11 protein-coding genes are annotated in these 14764 nt (G+C 74.3%); 3 read left to right on the top strand and 8 right to left on the bottom strand.

What is annotated here, in order from left to right; all coding sequences use genetic code 11:
- Positions 1 to 403: 403 nt before the first annotated feature.
- The 5 genes from lipA to IH61_RS0135260 all read right to left on the bottom strand — a co-directional run bounded on the left by lipA (position 404) and on the right by IH61_RS0135260 (position 6680).
- A complete protein-coding gene (lipA, locus tag IH61_RS0135280) occupies positions 404 to 1357 on the bottom strand; it encodes a lipoyl synthase (protein ID WP_031077571.1) in 954 nt (317 codons plus the stop codon).
- 135 nt (positions 1358 to 1492) lie between these two features.
- Positions 1493 to 2290, bottom strand: coding sequence for a lipoyl(octanoyl) transferase LipB (lipB, locus tag IH61_RS0135275; RefSeq protein WP_031077569.1), 798 nt, complete (start codon positions 2288 to 2290; stop codon positions 1493 to 1495).
- A gap of 155 nt (positions 2291 to 2445) precedes the next feature.
- Positions 2446 to 4365: a helix-turn-helix domain-containing protein gene (locus IH61_RS0135270; protein ID WP_031077567.1), complete on the bottom strand. Its 1920-nt coding sequence runs from the start codon at positions 4363 to 4365 to the stop codon at positions 2446 to 2448.
- A gap of 67 nt (positions 4366 to 4432) precedes the next feature.
- A complete protein-coding gene (locus IH61_RS0135265; protein ID WP_037973778.1) occupies positions 4433 to 5776 on the bottom strand; it encodes an MFS transporter in 1344 nt (447 codons plus the stop codon).
- A 142-nt stretch (positions 5777 to 5918) separates the two neighbouring features.
- A complete protein-coding gene (locus IH61_RS0135260; RefSeq protein ID WP_031077563.1) occupies positions 5919 to 6680 on the bottom strand; it encodes a 3-hydroxybutyrate dehydrogenase in 762 nt (253 codons plus the stop codon).
- Positions 6681 to 6989: 309 nt separating this feature from the next.
- Here IH61_RS0135260 and IH61_RS0135255 point away from each other — a divergent pair, with 309 nt between their 5' ends.
- Entirely contained in the window at positions 6990 to 8843 is a 1854-nt protein-coding gene (locus tag IH61_RS0135255; protein ID WP_234327473.1) for a regulator, read from the top strand.
- A 39-nt stretch (positions 8844 to 8882) separates the two neighbouring features.
- On the opposite strand, the gene IH61_RS0135250 is transcribed toward IH61_RS0135255, so the two are convergent.
- From IH61_RS0135250 to IH61_RS0135240, 3 genes are all read right to left on the bottom strand, one after another.
- The gene (locus IH61_RS0135250) at positions 8883 to 10112 is read right to left on the bottom strand and encodes a cation:proton antiporter (protein ID WP_031077559.1); all 1230 of its coding nucleotides are present in this window, start codon (positions 10110 to 10112) and stop codon (positions 8883 to 8885) included.
- A gap of 169 nt (positions 10113 to 10281) precedes the next feature.
- Entirely contained in the window at positions 10282 to 11613 is a 1332-nt protein-coding gene (locus IH61_RS0135245; RefSeq protein WP_031077557.1) for an NAD(P)/FAD-dependent oxidoreductase, read from the bottom strand.
- Between the two features lie 353 nt (positions 11614 to 11966).
- On the bottom strand, positions 11967 to 12872 hold the full coding sequence (locus IH61_RS0135240; protein WP_031077555.1) for a TIGR01777 family oxidoreductase: 906 nt from the start codon (positions 12870 to 12872) through the stop codon (positions 11967 to 11969).
- 64 nt (positions 12873 to 12936) lie between these two features.
- Between IH61_RS0135240 and IH61_RS0135235 the strand changes: the two genes are divergently transcribed.
- Positions 12937 to 13443 carry a GNAT family N-acetyltransferase gene (locus tag IH61_RS0135235; protein ID WP_031077553.1) on the top strand — a complete coding sequence of 169 codons (507 nt, stop codon included), beginning with the start codon at positions 12937 to 12939 and terminating at the stop codon, positions 13441 to 13443.
- 166 nt (positions 13444 to 13609) lie between these two features.
- Positions 13610 to 14641 (top strand): DUF2510 domain-containing protein, encoded by a 1032-nt coding sequence (locus IH61_RS49810; RefSeq protein ID WP_031077551.1) that lies wholly within the window; start codon positions 13610 to 13612, stop codon positions 14639 to 14641.
- Positions 14642 to 14764: the final 123 nt, after the last annotated feature.

The raw sequence follows: 14764 nt of genomic DNA, 5'->3' as shown, positions 1-14764 counted from the left end.
ACACCGCCGCCCACGCGTTGCGGCGCGCGCGCCGCTGGCCGGGCGCCAACAGGACGCTCTCGGCGAGACGCAGGGCCGCCCCGACGGCTCCGACCGACCCTCCGGACCCTCCAGGCCCTCCAGGCCCTCCGGACCCTCCCGACCCTCCGGACCCTCCCGACCCGACCGATCCGATCTGCACCCGCATCCGCATGACGTACAGCTCCCTCGTGACTGAGGTGACGTGGCTGAGAAGAATCGCTGAGACGAATCGAACGGTGGCAACGCGTCCACCATCCCCACCCCGTGTTACCAGCCCGTGACCAGGCAGTCAAAGCGCGGTGAAACCCGAAGGGCGGAGCCGTGGCTCCGCCCTTCGCATGGCCTGGATCAGCCTCGACGCCTCGGCGCGCTCAACCCGTGCTCAGACCGCCGCCTGCTCGCGACGCTCCAGCGCCTGCCGGTACAGCCGCCCGGCCCGGTACGACGAGCGCACCAGCGGGCCCGACATGACGCCGGCGAAGCCGAGCTCCTCGGCCTCCTCCTGCAACTCGACGAACTCGTGCGGCTTCACCCAGCGCTCCACCGGGTGGTGGCGCAGCGAGGGCCGCAGGTACTGGGTGATGGTGATCAGCTCGCAGCCGGCGCCCACCAGGTCGGCCAGCGCCTGGCTGACCTCCTCGCGGGTCTCGCCCATGCCGAGGATCAGGTTGGACTTGGTGACCAGCCCGGCCGCGCGGGCCTGGGTGATGACGTCCAGCGAGCGCTCGTAGCGGAAGGCCGGGCGGATGCGCTTGAAGATGCGCGGCACCGTCTCGACGTTGTGCGCCAGCACCTCGGGCCGGGAGGAGAAGACCTCGGCCAGCTGCTCGGGCACCGCGTTGAAGTCGGGGATCAGCAGCTCGACGCCGGTACGGCCGCCGGCGCGCTCGGCCGTCATCGCGTGCACCTGGCGCACGGTCTCGGCGTACAGCCAGGCGCCGCCGTCCTCCAGGTCGTCGCGGGCGACGCCGGTGATGGTGGCGTAGTTGAGGTCCATGGTGACGATGGACTCGGCGACCCGGCGCGGCTCGTCGCGGTCGAACTCGGCGGGCTTGCCGGTGTCGATCTGGCAGAAGTCGCAGCGGCGGGTGCACTGGTCACCGCCGATGAGGAAGGTCGCCTCGCGGTCCTCCCAGCACTCGAAGATGTTGGGGCAGCCGGCCTCCTGGCAGACCGTGTGCAGCCCCTCCTTCTTCACCAGCGACTGGAGGGCGTTGTACTCCGGGCCCATCTTCGCGCGGGTCTTGATCCACTCGGGCTTCCGCTCGATGGGGGTCTCGCTGTTGCGGACCTCCAGGCGGAGCAGCTTCCTGCCGTCGGGCGCGACAGCGGACACGTGCGACTCCTAGAACTAGACGGGGTACCCCCAGGGTACGCCTGTGGTTGTACGGGCTTCGCCGGGCCGGTCGCCCTGCAATCGCAGGGCAACACGGCTACCGGTCAGTAGATTCCCAGCGGTGGGCTGCGGACGTCAGCGGCTGAGCGCCGGCTCCGGCAGTTCGGCGAGGACGGCCGCCAGGTGCCGCTCCACGGCCTCCAGCGCGTCGCCCACCGTGAAGTCGCGCCCCAGCTCGCCGGAGATCGAGGCGACGCCCGCGTCCCGGATGCCGCACGGCACGATCTTGTCGAACCAGGTCATGTCCGGGTCGCAGTTGAGCGAGAACCCGTGCATCGTCACCCCGCGGGCGACGCGCACGCCGATCGCGGCGAGCTTGCGGTCGTCACCGCGCTGCCCGGCGTTGGAGGGCGCGTACTCGGGGCCGGCCAGGCGCGGGTCGATGCCCAGCGGCAGGCCCATGCGCAGGGTGAGCTTGCCGATGTCCACGACCTGGGCCGGGTCCACCACCGCGTCCGGGAGGGAGTCGCCGAGCACCCAGACCCCGCTGCGGCCCTCGATCCGGGTGGTCCCGATGCCGAAGTCGGCGGCGGCGCGGATCAGCGACTCCTCCAGCCGGCGCACGTACGCGATCACGTCGATCGGGTCGGGCAGCTTGATGATCGGGTATCCGACCAGCTGGCCGGGGCCGTGCCAGGTGATCTCGCCGCCCCGGTTCACCTCGACCACCGGGGTGCCGTCCAGCGGCAGGTCGGCGGGGTTGGTGCGCTTGCCCATCGTGTAGACGGGCTGGTGCTCCAGCAGCAGCACGGTGTCGGGGATCTCGTCCGCGACCCGCAGTGCGTGCAGCCGCTGCTGCTCCGCCCACGCCTCCTCGTAGGGGACGGCGCGCTCGCCTATGCCCATGCGAACAAAACGAACGTTCTCGCTCATGCGCCCGCCTCGCTTCGCTCGGCGGTCGCTTCGCGAAACGCGCCGCTCCTCATTGTTCGCTCGCTCCGCTCGCTCACCGATGCTGCTCCTTGCCAGGCGTTCGAGACCAACCTCGCCACTGTACGCCCCGGCCCGAAGCAGCTGTACGGGCCGTCTCAGTGGCCCCCGTCACCGCCCAGCAACTGCAACCGCAGCGCCAACTGCAGCTCCAGCGAGCGCTCCGGCTCGTGCCAGTCCTTCCCGAGCAGCGCCTCCACCCGGTCCAGCCGCTGCACCACCGTGTTCACGTGGACGTGCAGCTCGTCCTTGGCCCGGGTGAGGCTGCCGCCGCAGTCGAAGTACGCGCGCAGGGTGCGCACCAGCTCCGTGCCCCGCCGGGCGTCGTAGTCGAGCAGCGGGCCGAGCACCCCGCCGACGAAGCCGTCCACGTCGTGGCCGTCCCCGAGCAGCACCCCGAGGAAGCCGAGCGCCCTGGCCGAGGCGCCCTCCCCGGCGCGGCCGAGCACCCGCAGGGCGCGCACGCAGCGCAGACCCTCCGCGTACGAGGCGGCCAGTGCGGACGGGCCGGCGGCGGGGCGGCCCGCGCCGACCGTCACCGGGAAGCCGGCCAGCCGGGCGAGCCGGTCGGCGGCCTGCCGGGCGGTCTCCTCGGCGCCCTCGGCACCCGCCGCGTACTCGGCCTCGGGCACCAGCAGGACCACCGCCTCCCCGTGCTCGGCGCCGACGCCCCGGGAGCCGAAGAGGTAGCGCCGGGCCGCGCCCGCGAGCCGCTCCCGCTCGGCGCCGTCCGTACGGTCCGCGGGCTCGGCGACCAGGACCAGGTGGGGGCGGGCGAGGTCGACGCCCAGGCGGCGGCCGCGCGCGGTGAGCCCGGCGGGGTCGCGTTCGGGGGCGGTGAGCAGGTCGGTGAGCAGCTCGCCGCGGACGCGGTTCTCCGTCTCCGCGACCGAGCGGCGCAGCAGCAACAGCAGGGCGGTGACCACGCTGGCCCGCTCGAACAGCCGCCGGTCGGCGTCGTCGAGGTCGGGGCGGCCGCGCAGTACCAGGGTGCCGAGCGCGTCCTGCCCGGCCAGCACCGCGCAGACCCACAGGTTCTCGTGCCGTACGGACCGGCCCTCGGTACGGGAGGCGGCGACGGCGGCGGCCAGTTCCGCCACCGGTGCCCGCCCGGCCAGGGGCTCGCCCTCGGCGTCCAGGACGGCGATCTCCCCGCCCAGCAGGTGCGCGACGGCGGCGGCCACGTCCGGGACCTCGGCGCCGCGAAGCACCAGGTCGGTGAGCCGGTCGTGCGCCTGCTCGGCGCGCTGGACGGCGGCGGAGTGCGCCCGGACGAGCTCATTGGCGGCGTTCAGTTCGGCGAGGGCGGCCCGGGTGTCGGCCAGGGCCTTGGCGGTGTCCAGCGCGATCGCGGCGTGCGCGGCGAGGGTGCACAGCAGCGCGACCTCGTCGGGGGAGAAGGCGCGCGGGGAGCGGTCGGCGGCGAACAGGACGCCGATCACCTGCCCGCCGAGCAGCAGCGGTACCCCGATGATCGCGACGAGGCCCTCGTCGAGCACACCGGCGTCGATGGTGCCGGTGTGGCGGAACCGGTCGTCGGTGCGGTAGTCGGGCGTCGCGTACGGGCGGGCGGTCTGCGCCACCAGACCGCCCAGGCCGTCGCCGAGGCTGAGCCGCAGGGTCTGGAAGAGGACGGAGACGGAGCCGTCGGTGACCCGCATGTAGGTGTCACCGGCGGCCTCGTCCGGCAGGGTCAGGTAGGCGGTGTCGGTGCCGAGCAGCATCCGGGCTCGGCGCACGATCGCCTGGAGGACGGTGTCCAGCTCCCGGGAGGCGGCGAGGTCCCCGGCGGTGTCGAAGAGCGCGGTCAACTCGGCTTCCCGCCGCCGGTGTTGACGCAGGGTGCGGTGCACCCGCAGGGCCTGCCAGGTGGCGTCGTCGATCTCGGCGAGGACGCCGGCCGGCGCACCGCGGCGGCGGGCGTCGGCCAGCACCTCGGCGAAGTCCTCGGTGGCTGCGCCGGAGGCGAGCAGGTCGAGCAGCCGCCGCAGCGCGGGCGCGGCACTCTCGTCGTTCATGGTGCGTGCCGCCAATCTGCGTCCGTCCGACGGGTGCGCGAGATCGCGATGTTAGCCCCTCGAACTCCTAGGCCACAGCGGGCTTTCCGACCACCGCGCCCTCCGCCTGCTGCTGCTCCTCGACCTCGGCGAGGTCCTGACCCCGGGTCTCCCGTCCGCAGAGCACGGCCAGGACGGTGATCGCCGCCGCGATCGCCACGTACACCGCGATGGGGGTGGAGCTGCCGTAGTCCTTGAGCAGCGCGGTGGCGATCAGCGGCGCGGGGGCGCCGGCGGCCACCGAGGCGAACTGGGCGCCGATCGAGGCGCCGGAGTAACGCAGCCTGGTCGCGAACAGCTCGGAGAAGAAGGCCGCCTGGGGCGCGTACATGGCGCTGTGGAAGACCAGCCCGACGGTGACGGCCAGGGCGAGCTGGGTGAACGAGTGGGTGTCGATCAGTCCGAAGAACACGAACGCCCACACCCCGACGCCGATCGCGCCCGTCAGGTAGACGGGTTTGCGGCCGACCCGGTCCGAGAGGGCGCCGAAGAGCGGGATCAGGGCGAACTGGATCGCCGAGCCGATCAGGACGGCGTTCAGCGCGCTCTGTTTGCCGAAGTGGGCGTGGCTGACGGCGTAGGTCAGGACGAAGGTCGTCATCACGTAGTACGAGATGTTCTCCGCCATCCGCGCGCCCATGGCGACCAGCACCTCGCGCCAGTGGTACTTCAACACCCCGACCAGCGGCGGCTGTTCGTGCGCCGGCCGGTTCGCCACCGCCTGCTGGAACAGCGGAGACTCCTCCACCGCCAGCCGGATCCACAGCCCGACCGCGACCAGCACCGCCGACAGCAGGAACGGCACCCGCCAGCCCCAGGACAGGAACGCCTCGTCCGACAGCGTCGAGGTCATCAGCGACAGCACCCCGGCCGCCAGCAGGTTCCCGGCCGGCGCCCCGCCCTGCGGCCAGGACGCCCAGAACCCGCGCCGCCGCCGGTCCCCGTGCTCCGACACCAGCAGTACCGCCCCGCCCCACTCCCCGCCGAGCGCGAACCCCTGCACCAGCCGCAGCGCCGTCAGCAGCACCGGCGCCGCCGCCCCGATCGACGAGTACGTCGGCAGCAGCCCGATCGCCGTCGTCGACCCGCCCATCAGCAGCAGGCTCACCACCAGCAGCCGCTTGCGCCCCACCCGGTCCCCGAAGTGCCCGAACACCAGCGCCCCGACGGGCCGCGCCGCGAACCCGATCGCATAGGTGAGGAACGACAGCAGCGTCCCCGTCAGCGGGTCGGTGTTCGGGAAGAACAGCTTCCCGAACACCAGCGCTGCGGCTGTTCCGTACAAGAAGTAGTCGTACCACTCGATCGTGGTCCCGATCAGACTCGCGGCCACCACTCGCGGGAGTGACCCCCGCGCCCCAGGCGCACCCATGCCCACCACATTCCTTCCAGCGGAGACGACGTCGCCACAAGGTAGGAACCCCCGGCCCCGGGGCCCATGTGCCCGACCCACACAGTCCCGCCCCCACCCATGTCCCCAAGCCCCACTCCGGGTCCGACGGTGACGGCCCGTGTCAGTGAGCCGTCCAGGCGCCGTCGAGGGGGAGGCTGGCGCCGGTGAGGTAGGAGGCGGCGGGGGTGCAGAGGTAGAGGGCGAGGGCGGCGACTTCGGCGGGTTCGATGAGGCGCTTCATGGCGGGGCGGTCGAGCATGATGCGTTCGACGACCTCGTCCTCGGGGATGCCGTGGGTGAGGGCCTGGGCCGCGATCTGCTTCTCGACGAGGGGGGTGCGGACGTAGCCGGGGTTGATGCAGTTGCTGGTGACGCCGTGGGGGGCGCCTTCGAGGGCGACGGTCTTGCTGAGGCCCTCGAGGGCGTGCTTGGCGGTGACGTACGCGGACTTGAAGGCGCTGGCGCGCAGTCCGTGGACGGAGGAGATGTTGACGACGCGGCCCCACCCCTGGGCGTACATGTGCGGCAGGGTGCGGCGCAGGATGCGGAAGGGGGCCTCGACCATGACGCGCTGGATGAGGACGAACCGCTCGGGCGGGAACTCGTGGACGGGGGCGACGTGCTGCAGTCCGGCGTTGTTGACGACGATGTCGGCGTCGTCCGGCAGGGCGTCCACGGCCGCCGGGTCGGCGAGGTCGGTGACGATCGCCTGCCCGCCGATCCGCTCGGCGACCTCCCGGGCGGGGTCGGCGGCGAGGTCGACGACGTAGACCCGGGCGCCGGCCTCCGCGAGGGCCTCGGCGCAGGCCCGGCCGATGCCGGAGGCGGCGCCGGTGACCAGGGCCGTACGGCCGTCCAACGGGCGCGCAGTAGTGGTGTCCATGGTCGAGAACGGTAGGAATCCGGCGGCCCGGCTCCCATGTGGCGGAGCGCTACAGCAGCCCGCTGGACTGTGGCGGTGAGCCCCATGCGGGGTGCGGGACGGTTCGCCCCCGGAAGGGCAAACCCGCGCTGACCTCGCTTCCCCACAATGGGCGCGGTTGCTTCACCCGTTCGGAGGATTGCTCGGTCAGATCCACCCATAGCGCCCGAATGCTCGCTACATTCACGCCGATTCCCGACAGGGGGCGCCGCCCCAGGCAGCCGAAGCGCTGGTAGAGCCCGGTGCGACGTCCGAGAGGTGTTGACTGACATGCCCCAACGGCCTGCTACCGACAGCCCGGCGTACGGACCGCTCGACCCGCTCGGCCAGCACCGAGGTCCGGTCGGCCGGGCCCTTCCGGACGCCCCCGACGCCCTGACCGACGACACCCTGACCAACGACGTCCTGGTCGAGGACGTGCTCGCCGACGACGTCCTGACCGCCGACGAGCTGCGGCTGCCGGTGCAGGCCACGCCCGAGGACCGGCACGACCCCGCCGCGCCCGAGGCCGCCGCGAAGGCCCACACCGGCCCGACGCCGCAGAACGCCCAGCTCGCCGCCCTGATCGAGGAGGCCGGCTTCTCGCACGCGGGCCTCGCCCGCCGCGTCGACCAGCTCGGCCTCGAACACGGCCTCGACCTGCGCTACGACAAGACCTCGGTCACCCGCTGGCTCCGGGGCCAGCAGCCCCGAGGTGCCACCCCGGCCCTGATCGCCGAGGTCTTCACCCGCCGCCTCGGCCGCCGCCTCACCGCCCAGGACCTCGGCCTCGACGCCTGCGCCCCGGTGTACGCCGGGCTGGAGTTCGCCGAGACCCCGCAGGAGGCGGTGGACATCGTCGCGAGCATGTGGCGCAAGGACAACGGCCCGCAGTCCGAACTGCGCCGGATCGCCTTCACCCCGGCCGGCCTGGTCGTCCCCAGCCGGGACTGGCTGATCGGCCGCACCGACGAGCGGGTCGCCCGGGACGGCTCCACCCTGGTCCGCCCGGACGCGACAGCCGCGGCCACCACCACGGCCACGACCGGGCCCGGCGCGCCCCCCACCGGTCCGCCGCGCGGCCAGGCCCCGGGCGTGCCCGCCACCCCGGCCACCACCGCCCGCACCACCGGCACCGCCGCCGCCATCGGCCGGGTCCCCACCCAGAGCCGCCGCCCGCCCGCCGCCGTCGAGCCCCCGTACTCCGACCCGGCCGCCCGCGAGACCCGCCCCGCCCTGCGCGTCGGCCGCGGCGACATCGCCGCCATCCGCGCCGTCGGCGACCTCTTCCGCGCGCTCGACCACGCCTACGGCGGCGGCCACGCCCGCCAGGCCCTGGTCCGCTACCTGGAGAGCGAGGCCGAGCCGATGCTGCGCGGCCGCTACGGCGAGCAGATCGGCCGGGCCCTGTTCGGCGCCGTCGCCGACCTCACCCGGCTCGCCGGCTGGACGTCCTTCGACATCGCCGCCCACGGCCTCGCCCAGCGCTACTTCGTCCAGGCCCTGCGCCTGTCCCAGGCCGCGGGGGACCGCGCCCTCGGCGGCTACGTGCTGGTGACGATGAGCCAGCAGGCCGTCCACCTCGGCCACGGCCGCGAGGCCGTCCAGCTCGCCAGGGTCGCCCAGCAGGGCGTGGGCACCGCCGTGCCGCCCACCGTCCAGGCGCTGATGCACGCCGCCGAGGCGCGCGGACACGGCCTGCTGGGCGACGTCCGCTCCTGCACCACCGCCCTCGTACGCTCCGAGCGGGCCCTCGCGGCCGCCCGCAGCGGCGACGAACTCTCCTCCTGGGCGCGGTACTTCGACGAGGCGCAGCTCTCCGACGAGTTCGCCCACTGCTACCGCGACCTCCAGCAGTGGCGCACCTGCGCCCAGCACGCCGAGAAGTCGCTGCGGCTGCGCTCGCCCGCCTACGCCCGCAGCCGGATCTTCTGCCGACTGGTGCTGGCCACCGCCCGGCTCGGCATGGGGGACCTCGACGAAGCCTGCACCATGGCCACCGACGCGCTGCGGGCGGCGGGGGAGATGCGATCGGCCCGCTCGCTGGAGTACGTCCGCGACTTCCACCGCCGTCTCACCCCGTACCGGGGCAGCCAGGTGGCGCGGGCCTTCGAGGAGACGGCCCGCCAGGCGGGCATCATCTGACAGGGCGCGACACCCGAAGGATCCGACACCGGGCCGGGATCACCAGCTCTCGGCCCGGACCCTCGCCCGCCCGTCCCCGGCGGGCGCCGAGGGCCGGGCGCCGCCGCGCACCCGCTGCGCCGCCAGCGGGAACGCCAGCACGGACAGCATCCCGGCGCCCACCAGCGCCGCCGCCGTCGAGGAGCGCAGGTGCCCGGCGTCCACCTCGATGGTGGTGATCACCACGACCAGCGGCAGCGCCGTCGCCCCGTACAGCCCGAGCGCCGTACGGTCCCGCGGCCCGAGCCCCGCCGGGGCCAGCAGAGCGGCCGGCACCCCGCGCACGGCGAGCAGCAGGAGCAGGAACACCGGGACGAGCAGCAGCGTGCCCGGGTCGTCCAGCAGCGCGTCCAGGTCGAACTTCATCCCGCTGACCACGAAGAACACCGGCACCAGGAAGCCGAAGCCGATGCTCTCCAGCTTGGCCTCGATCACCTCCTCCTCGGCCTGCCGGATGTCCGAGAGCAGCAGCCGGGAGACGATCCCGGCGGTGAAGGCGCCGAGCAGCATGTCCAGGTCGAGCCAGAGCGCGGCGGCGACCATCGTGGCGAGCACCAGGATCACCGTCCGGATCGCGAACTGCCCGGACGTACGGAGCGTGCGCTCGATCAGCCGGGTCACCCAGGCGGGGCGCGGCCGGCGCGCCCCGAGCACGGCCACGGCGGTGATCACGGCGAAGGCGCCGAGGATGACGGCCGTGCGGGCCGGGGAGTTGCCGCTGAGCAGGGCGGCGACCGCGATGATCGGCGCGAACTCGCCCACCGCCCCGGTGGCCATCACCAACGAGCCGAAGGGTGTGGACAGTTCGCCGGAGTCGCGCAGGATCGGCAGGATCGTGCCGAGCGCGGTGGTGGTGAGCGCGAGCCCGGCGAAGGCGCCGTTGAGGGGGACGTCGTTGACGAGCGCGCCCACTCCGAGCGCCAGCACCAGCGAGACCAGCCACGCGGCGCCCGCCCGTCTGAGCGGGCCGCCGCGCAGCCTGGCGAAGTCGATCTCGTAGCCGGCCAGGAACATCAGCATGGCCAGGCCGAACTGGGAGAGCGAGCCGACCAGGCCGTCGACGTGCGCCCAGTCCAGGACGTCCGGGCCGATGAGGACGCCGAGCACGATCTCGAACACGACCGTCGGGACGGCGATCCACCGCAGCAGCCGGTCCGCGAGGAGCGGCGCGGCCACGGCCGCCGCGGGGATCAGGATCAGCGCCAGCGGCTGGGAGGCCCCGGCGCTCATCGGGACACCGGCCGAACGGCCGAGGCCCTGCGGGCCATCGGAGGAGGCGAAATCATCAGAATCATCCGATGAGCGGTCAGAACGGTCATGTCCGGCATCCTGACACGCCGCCCGCCCGCAACCCCGCAGGCCGAACCCCTTGAGGCCGCAACCGGCCTCCGAGCAGGTCTCAGGCCGCGGCCTCCGCCTCCTGCTCGGAGGCCGGGAGCCCCAGGTCGCCCAGGACCGCCCGCGCGGCCCGCCGCCCGGAGACCAGCGCGCCCTGCACGGTGCTGCTGTCCCGGTGGTCCCCGGCGACGTACAGCCCGGCCACCAGCCGTACGGGCCGGCGCAGGTTGTGCGGCGGCGGCATCGCGGGCAGCGCGTCCGGGACGTGCCGCACGCTCAGGAACTGCCAGCCCGCCGCCGAGGTGCCGTACAGCTCCGAGAGCCGGGCCCGGACGGCGGGCTCCAGCCCGGCGGGCCCGCCCGCGTCGAAGGAGCGCCGCCCGAGCACGGTGGTGGCGATGAGCGCCTGGCCGTCCGGCGCGTACGAGGCGTGCAGTTCGCTGAGCACCAGCGAGTGCGACACCAGCGGCGGGTGCCCGCCGGGCCGGTCGCCGTCCAGCAGCAGCACGGCCTCGCCCAGCGGCGTGCGGTCGGCGGCGTGGAAGAAGGTGGTGACGGGGTGGAAGTCCGGCACCCGCAGCCCGGGCAGCAGGTCGGCGGCGGAGCGGGCGTCGGTGGCGACCACGACGGCCTGCGCGCCGATCCGCCCGTGCGCGGCGGTCTCCACGCCGTCGGCGGCGATCGAGGTGACCCGCACCCCGGTGCGCACGGTTCCGGCGGGCAGCGCGTCGGCCAGCTGGGCCGGGACGGCCGCGATCCCGCCGGCGGGCAGACAGAGCCGGCCGCGCGCGTAGGAGCGCAGCACCAGGTCGGCGACCCGGCTGCTGGTCCCGAGGGCCGGGTCGCCGAGCAGCGCGCTGAGCAAGGGGCGCAGGAAGCCGTCGACGGTGCGCGGGGCGAGCCCGTGGCCGGCGAGCGCGCGGGCGGCGGTGGTCTCCGGGCGGGCCAGGAGCCGGGCGGCCGGGGTGGCGGCGAGCCGGCCGAGGCGGCTGCCGAGCCGGGCCTTGTCGAGCGGGCTGCCGAGCGGGGCGCGGGTGGCGGCCTGCCGCGCGGTGGTGAGCTGGGGGTCGCCGGCGCGGTAGCGGCGTCCGGCGCTGTGGACGAGCACGCCGGGTGCGAGCAGGCGCAGGTCCAGGCGGTCGAGGTCGAGCGCGCGCCGCAGCTCGGGGTAGGCGGTGTTCAGGAGGCGGCTGCCGTCGTCGAGCCGGAATCCGTCCTGTTCGCGGGTGGCCATGCGGCCGCCTATGCGCTCGGTGGTCTCCAGGACCTGGACGGTGAGTCCTTGGCCGGTCAGCGCGCGGGCGGCGGCCAGGCCCGCGAGTCCGGCGCCGACCACGACGACGTCCGGGTCGGACGGTCGGCGGGTGCGGCGGGTGAAGTCGTACGTGGGCACTGGGGTGCTCCCTCCCTGGGGTTCCCGGGGCTCCGGCCTACGCGGGCAGCGGGGTGCCGGGCACGGTCCGACGATGTGATGCCCAGTCGATGTGAGCATCAGACAGACGCATCGGACTCGATCCAGGGGTCAGGAGGGGTCGTGCGGCGCCGGGTGGGGGCGCGGTCACGGACAGTGCGCCCTGGCAGCCGGGTTCCGGGGCGGGCGGGCGCGTACGGTCACCGGGGGCGTGCGACGCGCCCGCCGTGTGCTCCCGTGCGCCCCCCTCCGGAGCCCCACCGCGCCCGCATCCCGCCCCCGATCCGCATATGCCCCTGGCCAGGGCGCATGTCGTACCCGAGGTACGCCCGCGACTACAGCGCCGCCCGCACCGCCGAGTCCACGTCCGGGTGCGCGAAGCGGAACCCCGCCTCCAGCAGCCGCCGCGGCACCACCCGGTGACTGCCGATCACCTCCACCGACAGATCCCCGAGCACCGCCCGCAGCACCGCCTCCGGCACCGGGAACGGGGTCGGCCGCCGCAGCGCCCGCCCGAGCGCCGCCGTCAGCTCGGCGTTGGTCACCGGCTCGGGAGCCGTCAGGTTGAACGCGCCCGACAGGTCCTCCCGGTCGATCAGGAACCGCAGCGCGGCGACCTCGTCGGCCAGCGAGATGAAGCTCCAGTACTGCCGCCCGCTGCCGAGCCGCCCGCCCAGGCCCAGCCTGAACAGCGGGAACAGCCGAGCCCCGGCGCCGCCCGCCGGGGACAGCACCAGCCCGGTGCGCGGGTGGACGACCCTGATCCCGGCCCGCTCGGCCGGCCGGGCCGCGGCCTCCCACTCCACGCACACCTCGGCCAGGAAGTCGTCCCCGGCGGGGGAGTCCTCGTCGATCACCTCGTCCCCGGTCTGCCCGTACCAGCCGACGGCGGAGGCGCTGACCAGCACCCTCGGCGGCTCCTCGAGCTCGGCCAGCGCGACGGACAGCGTCTCGGTGCCCAGGACCCGGCTCTCCCGGATCTCCCGCTTGTACGGCTCCGACCACCGCCGGTCCCCGACCCCGGCGCCCGCCAGGTGCACCACCGCCTCGACCCCGGCCAGCCCCTCGCGCTCGACCTGGCCGAGCAGCGGGTTCCAGCCGATGGCCGTACTGCCGTCGGACTGCGGCCCGGTGCGGGAGCGGCGCCGGACGAGCCGCACCACCTCGTGGCCGTCCGCCAGCAGGGAGCGGACGAGTGCGGAGCCGATCAATCCCGTGGAGCCCGTGACAGCGATGCGCATGCGCCCATCCTCGCAGCCCTTTGTTCAGCTCACGCCCGCACACGCGATCATTAGGCTGGCGCGCATGCCCGACGACGAACTGATCATCCGACCCGCCCGCCCCGAGGACGACCAGGACCTCGCCACCGTCGACCGTGCCGCCTGGTCCACCCTCTCCGACGTCAGCCCCGGGCCGCGCGAGGCCGACACGGTCTTCGACGAGCAACACCTCCCGGAGCACTACGTGGTGGCCGTCCTCGGCGGCCGGATCGTCGGCTACGTCCGCCAGGTGCCCCCGACCCCGCTGGCCTGCAACCGGCACGTCCGCCAGATCCAGGGCCTCGCCGTGGACGGTGCCGCCCGCGGCCGGGGCATCGGCCGCCGCCTCGTCGAGGCGGCCTGCGAGGCGGCCCGCGCCGAGGGCGCCCGCAAGCTGACCCTGCGCGTGCTCGGCTGGAACGCCCCCGCCCGCCGCCTCTACGAGAGCTGCGGCTTCACCGTCGAGGGCACCCTCGCCGAGGAGTTCCTGATCGACGGAACGTACGTGGACGACGTGTGGATGGCCCGCAGGCTCACGGCCGAACGAAGCTGAACTGAGCCGAACGAAGCCGAACGAAGCTGAACTGAGCCGAACTGAACGGGCGGAGCCGGGCGGAACCGAGCAGAACTGACGAACCGTCAGGGCCCCGCCCCGGTGGTGCAGAGTCGTGACACAACCGCGCTGTCTCGACCTGCACCGCGCCGGGTAGCGTACGCCCGTGAGCAACTCGACGCCTCCCGGGTGGTACCCGGTCCCCGGTGCGGACGGCACCCCCGGTCACGAGCGCTGGTGGGACGGCCACACCTGGACGGACCAGGTGCGCCCGCTCCCGCACGGCGGCGCCGCCCCGCTCGCCGACGCCCCGACCCAGCCCTGGCAGCCCCCGGGCCCCCAGCCGGCCCCGCCCGCCGCGCAGCCCGGCTACGGCTACGGCGGCCCGCAGGACGCCGGTTACGGCTACCCGGGCGCCGCCACCCCCGGTTACGGCTACCCGGCCGCGGCCGCCCCGGGCTACGGCTACCCCGGCCCGGGCTACCAGCCCCAGGCCCCCCGCCGGGTGCGGGCGGGCCTGGTCGCCGGCATCACCGCCGGCGTGGTCGTGGTGGGCTCGCTCGCCGCGTACCTCCTCATAGGCAGCGACGACGGCGAGCCGGTCGTCGGCCCGACGCCCAACCCCGTCGTCACCACGCAGTCCCGCACCCCCAGGCCCAACCCGACGACCACGGCGATCCCGCCCAGGCCGGTGCCCACCGTCAAGTCGACCGTCCCGGACACCCAGCACTCGATCACCGTGCCCGTCCTCGACGGCTGGGACGCGAACACCAACTCGGCGCACTCCACCGTCTACCTCGGCAGCGGCCGCTACACCTGCCCGAGCGGCGGCGCCTGCATCCGCGGCCAGTTCTCCGTCGAGAAGGACCTCATCCAGGGCGCCACCGCCAAGGCCGCCGCCGACGCCGCGATGCCCGCGTACGCCGGGCAGATCTTCACCGGCATCACCACCCACACCGACAACGGCTCCGGTCCGGTCGGCATCGCCGGGTTCTCGGGCTACGCCACCCGCTGGCACGTGCGCACCTCGGACGGCACCCAGGGCTACGTGCTGCTGGCCGCCGTCCCGGCGAAGGGCGGCGGCTACGTCGTCTTCGAGGGCGGCGTGGACGACGACCCGCAGGCGCCGGACCCGTCCTCGCTGGACCAGATCCTCAAGGGCATCGCCAAGGACGGCTCGGCCGGCAGCACGGTCTGAGCAGTCCCGGTGCCTGACGCGGCACTAGGTCGTGTCTTTCGGATCACGTCGGATCAGTGGGCGGCTCCCCCAGCCTTCGGCCGGGAGGTGCCCCCATGGGTGCGTGCATCGGCGGTGCCGAGG

The sequence above is a fragment of the Streptomyces sp. NRRL WC-3742 genome, from assembly GCF_000720635.1.
Classification (GTDB): domain Bacteria; phylum Actinomycetota; class Actinomycetes; order Streptomycetales; family Streptomycetaceae; genus Kitasatospora.
Note: the sequence above shows the minus strand (reverse complement) of the source record. Positions and strands in the feature narration are given on the sequence as shown.

Coding starts and splice junctions, on each gene's coding strand:
- lipB (WP_031077569.1), bottom strand. CDS start 2,290: ATGAGCGAGAACGTTCGTTTTGTTCGCATGGGCATAGGCGAGCGCGCC.
- IH61_RS0135270 (WP_031077567.1), bottom strand. CDS start 4,365: ATGAACGACGAGAGTGCCGCGCCCGCGCTGCGGCGGCTGCTCGACCTG.
- IH61_RS0135265 (WP_037973778.1), bottom strand. CDS start 5,776: ATGGGTGCGCCTGGGGCGCGGGGGTCACTCCCGCGAGTGGTGGCCGCG.
- IH61_RS0135260 (WP_031077563.1), bottom strand. CDS start 6,680: ATGGACACCACTACTGCGCGCCCGTTGGACGGCCGTACGGCCCTGGTC.
- IH61_RS0135255 (WP_234327473.1), top strand. CDS start 6,990: ATGCCCCAACGGCCTGCTACCGACAGCCCGGCGTACGGACCGCTCGAC.
- IH61_RS0135250 (WP_031077559.1), bottom strand. CDS start 10,112: ATGAGCGCCGGGGCCTCCCAGCCGCTGGCGCTGATCCTGATCCCCGCG.
- IH61_RS0135240 (WP_031077555.1), bottom strand. CDS start 12,872: ATGCGCATCGCTGTCACGGGCTCCACGGGATTGATCGGCTCCGCACTC.
- IH61_RS0135235 (WP_031077553.1), top strand. CDS start 12,937: ATGCCCGACGACGAACTGATCATCCGACCCGCCCGCCCCGAGGACGAC.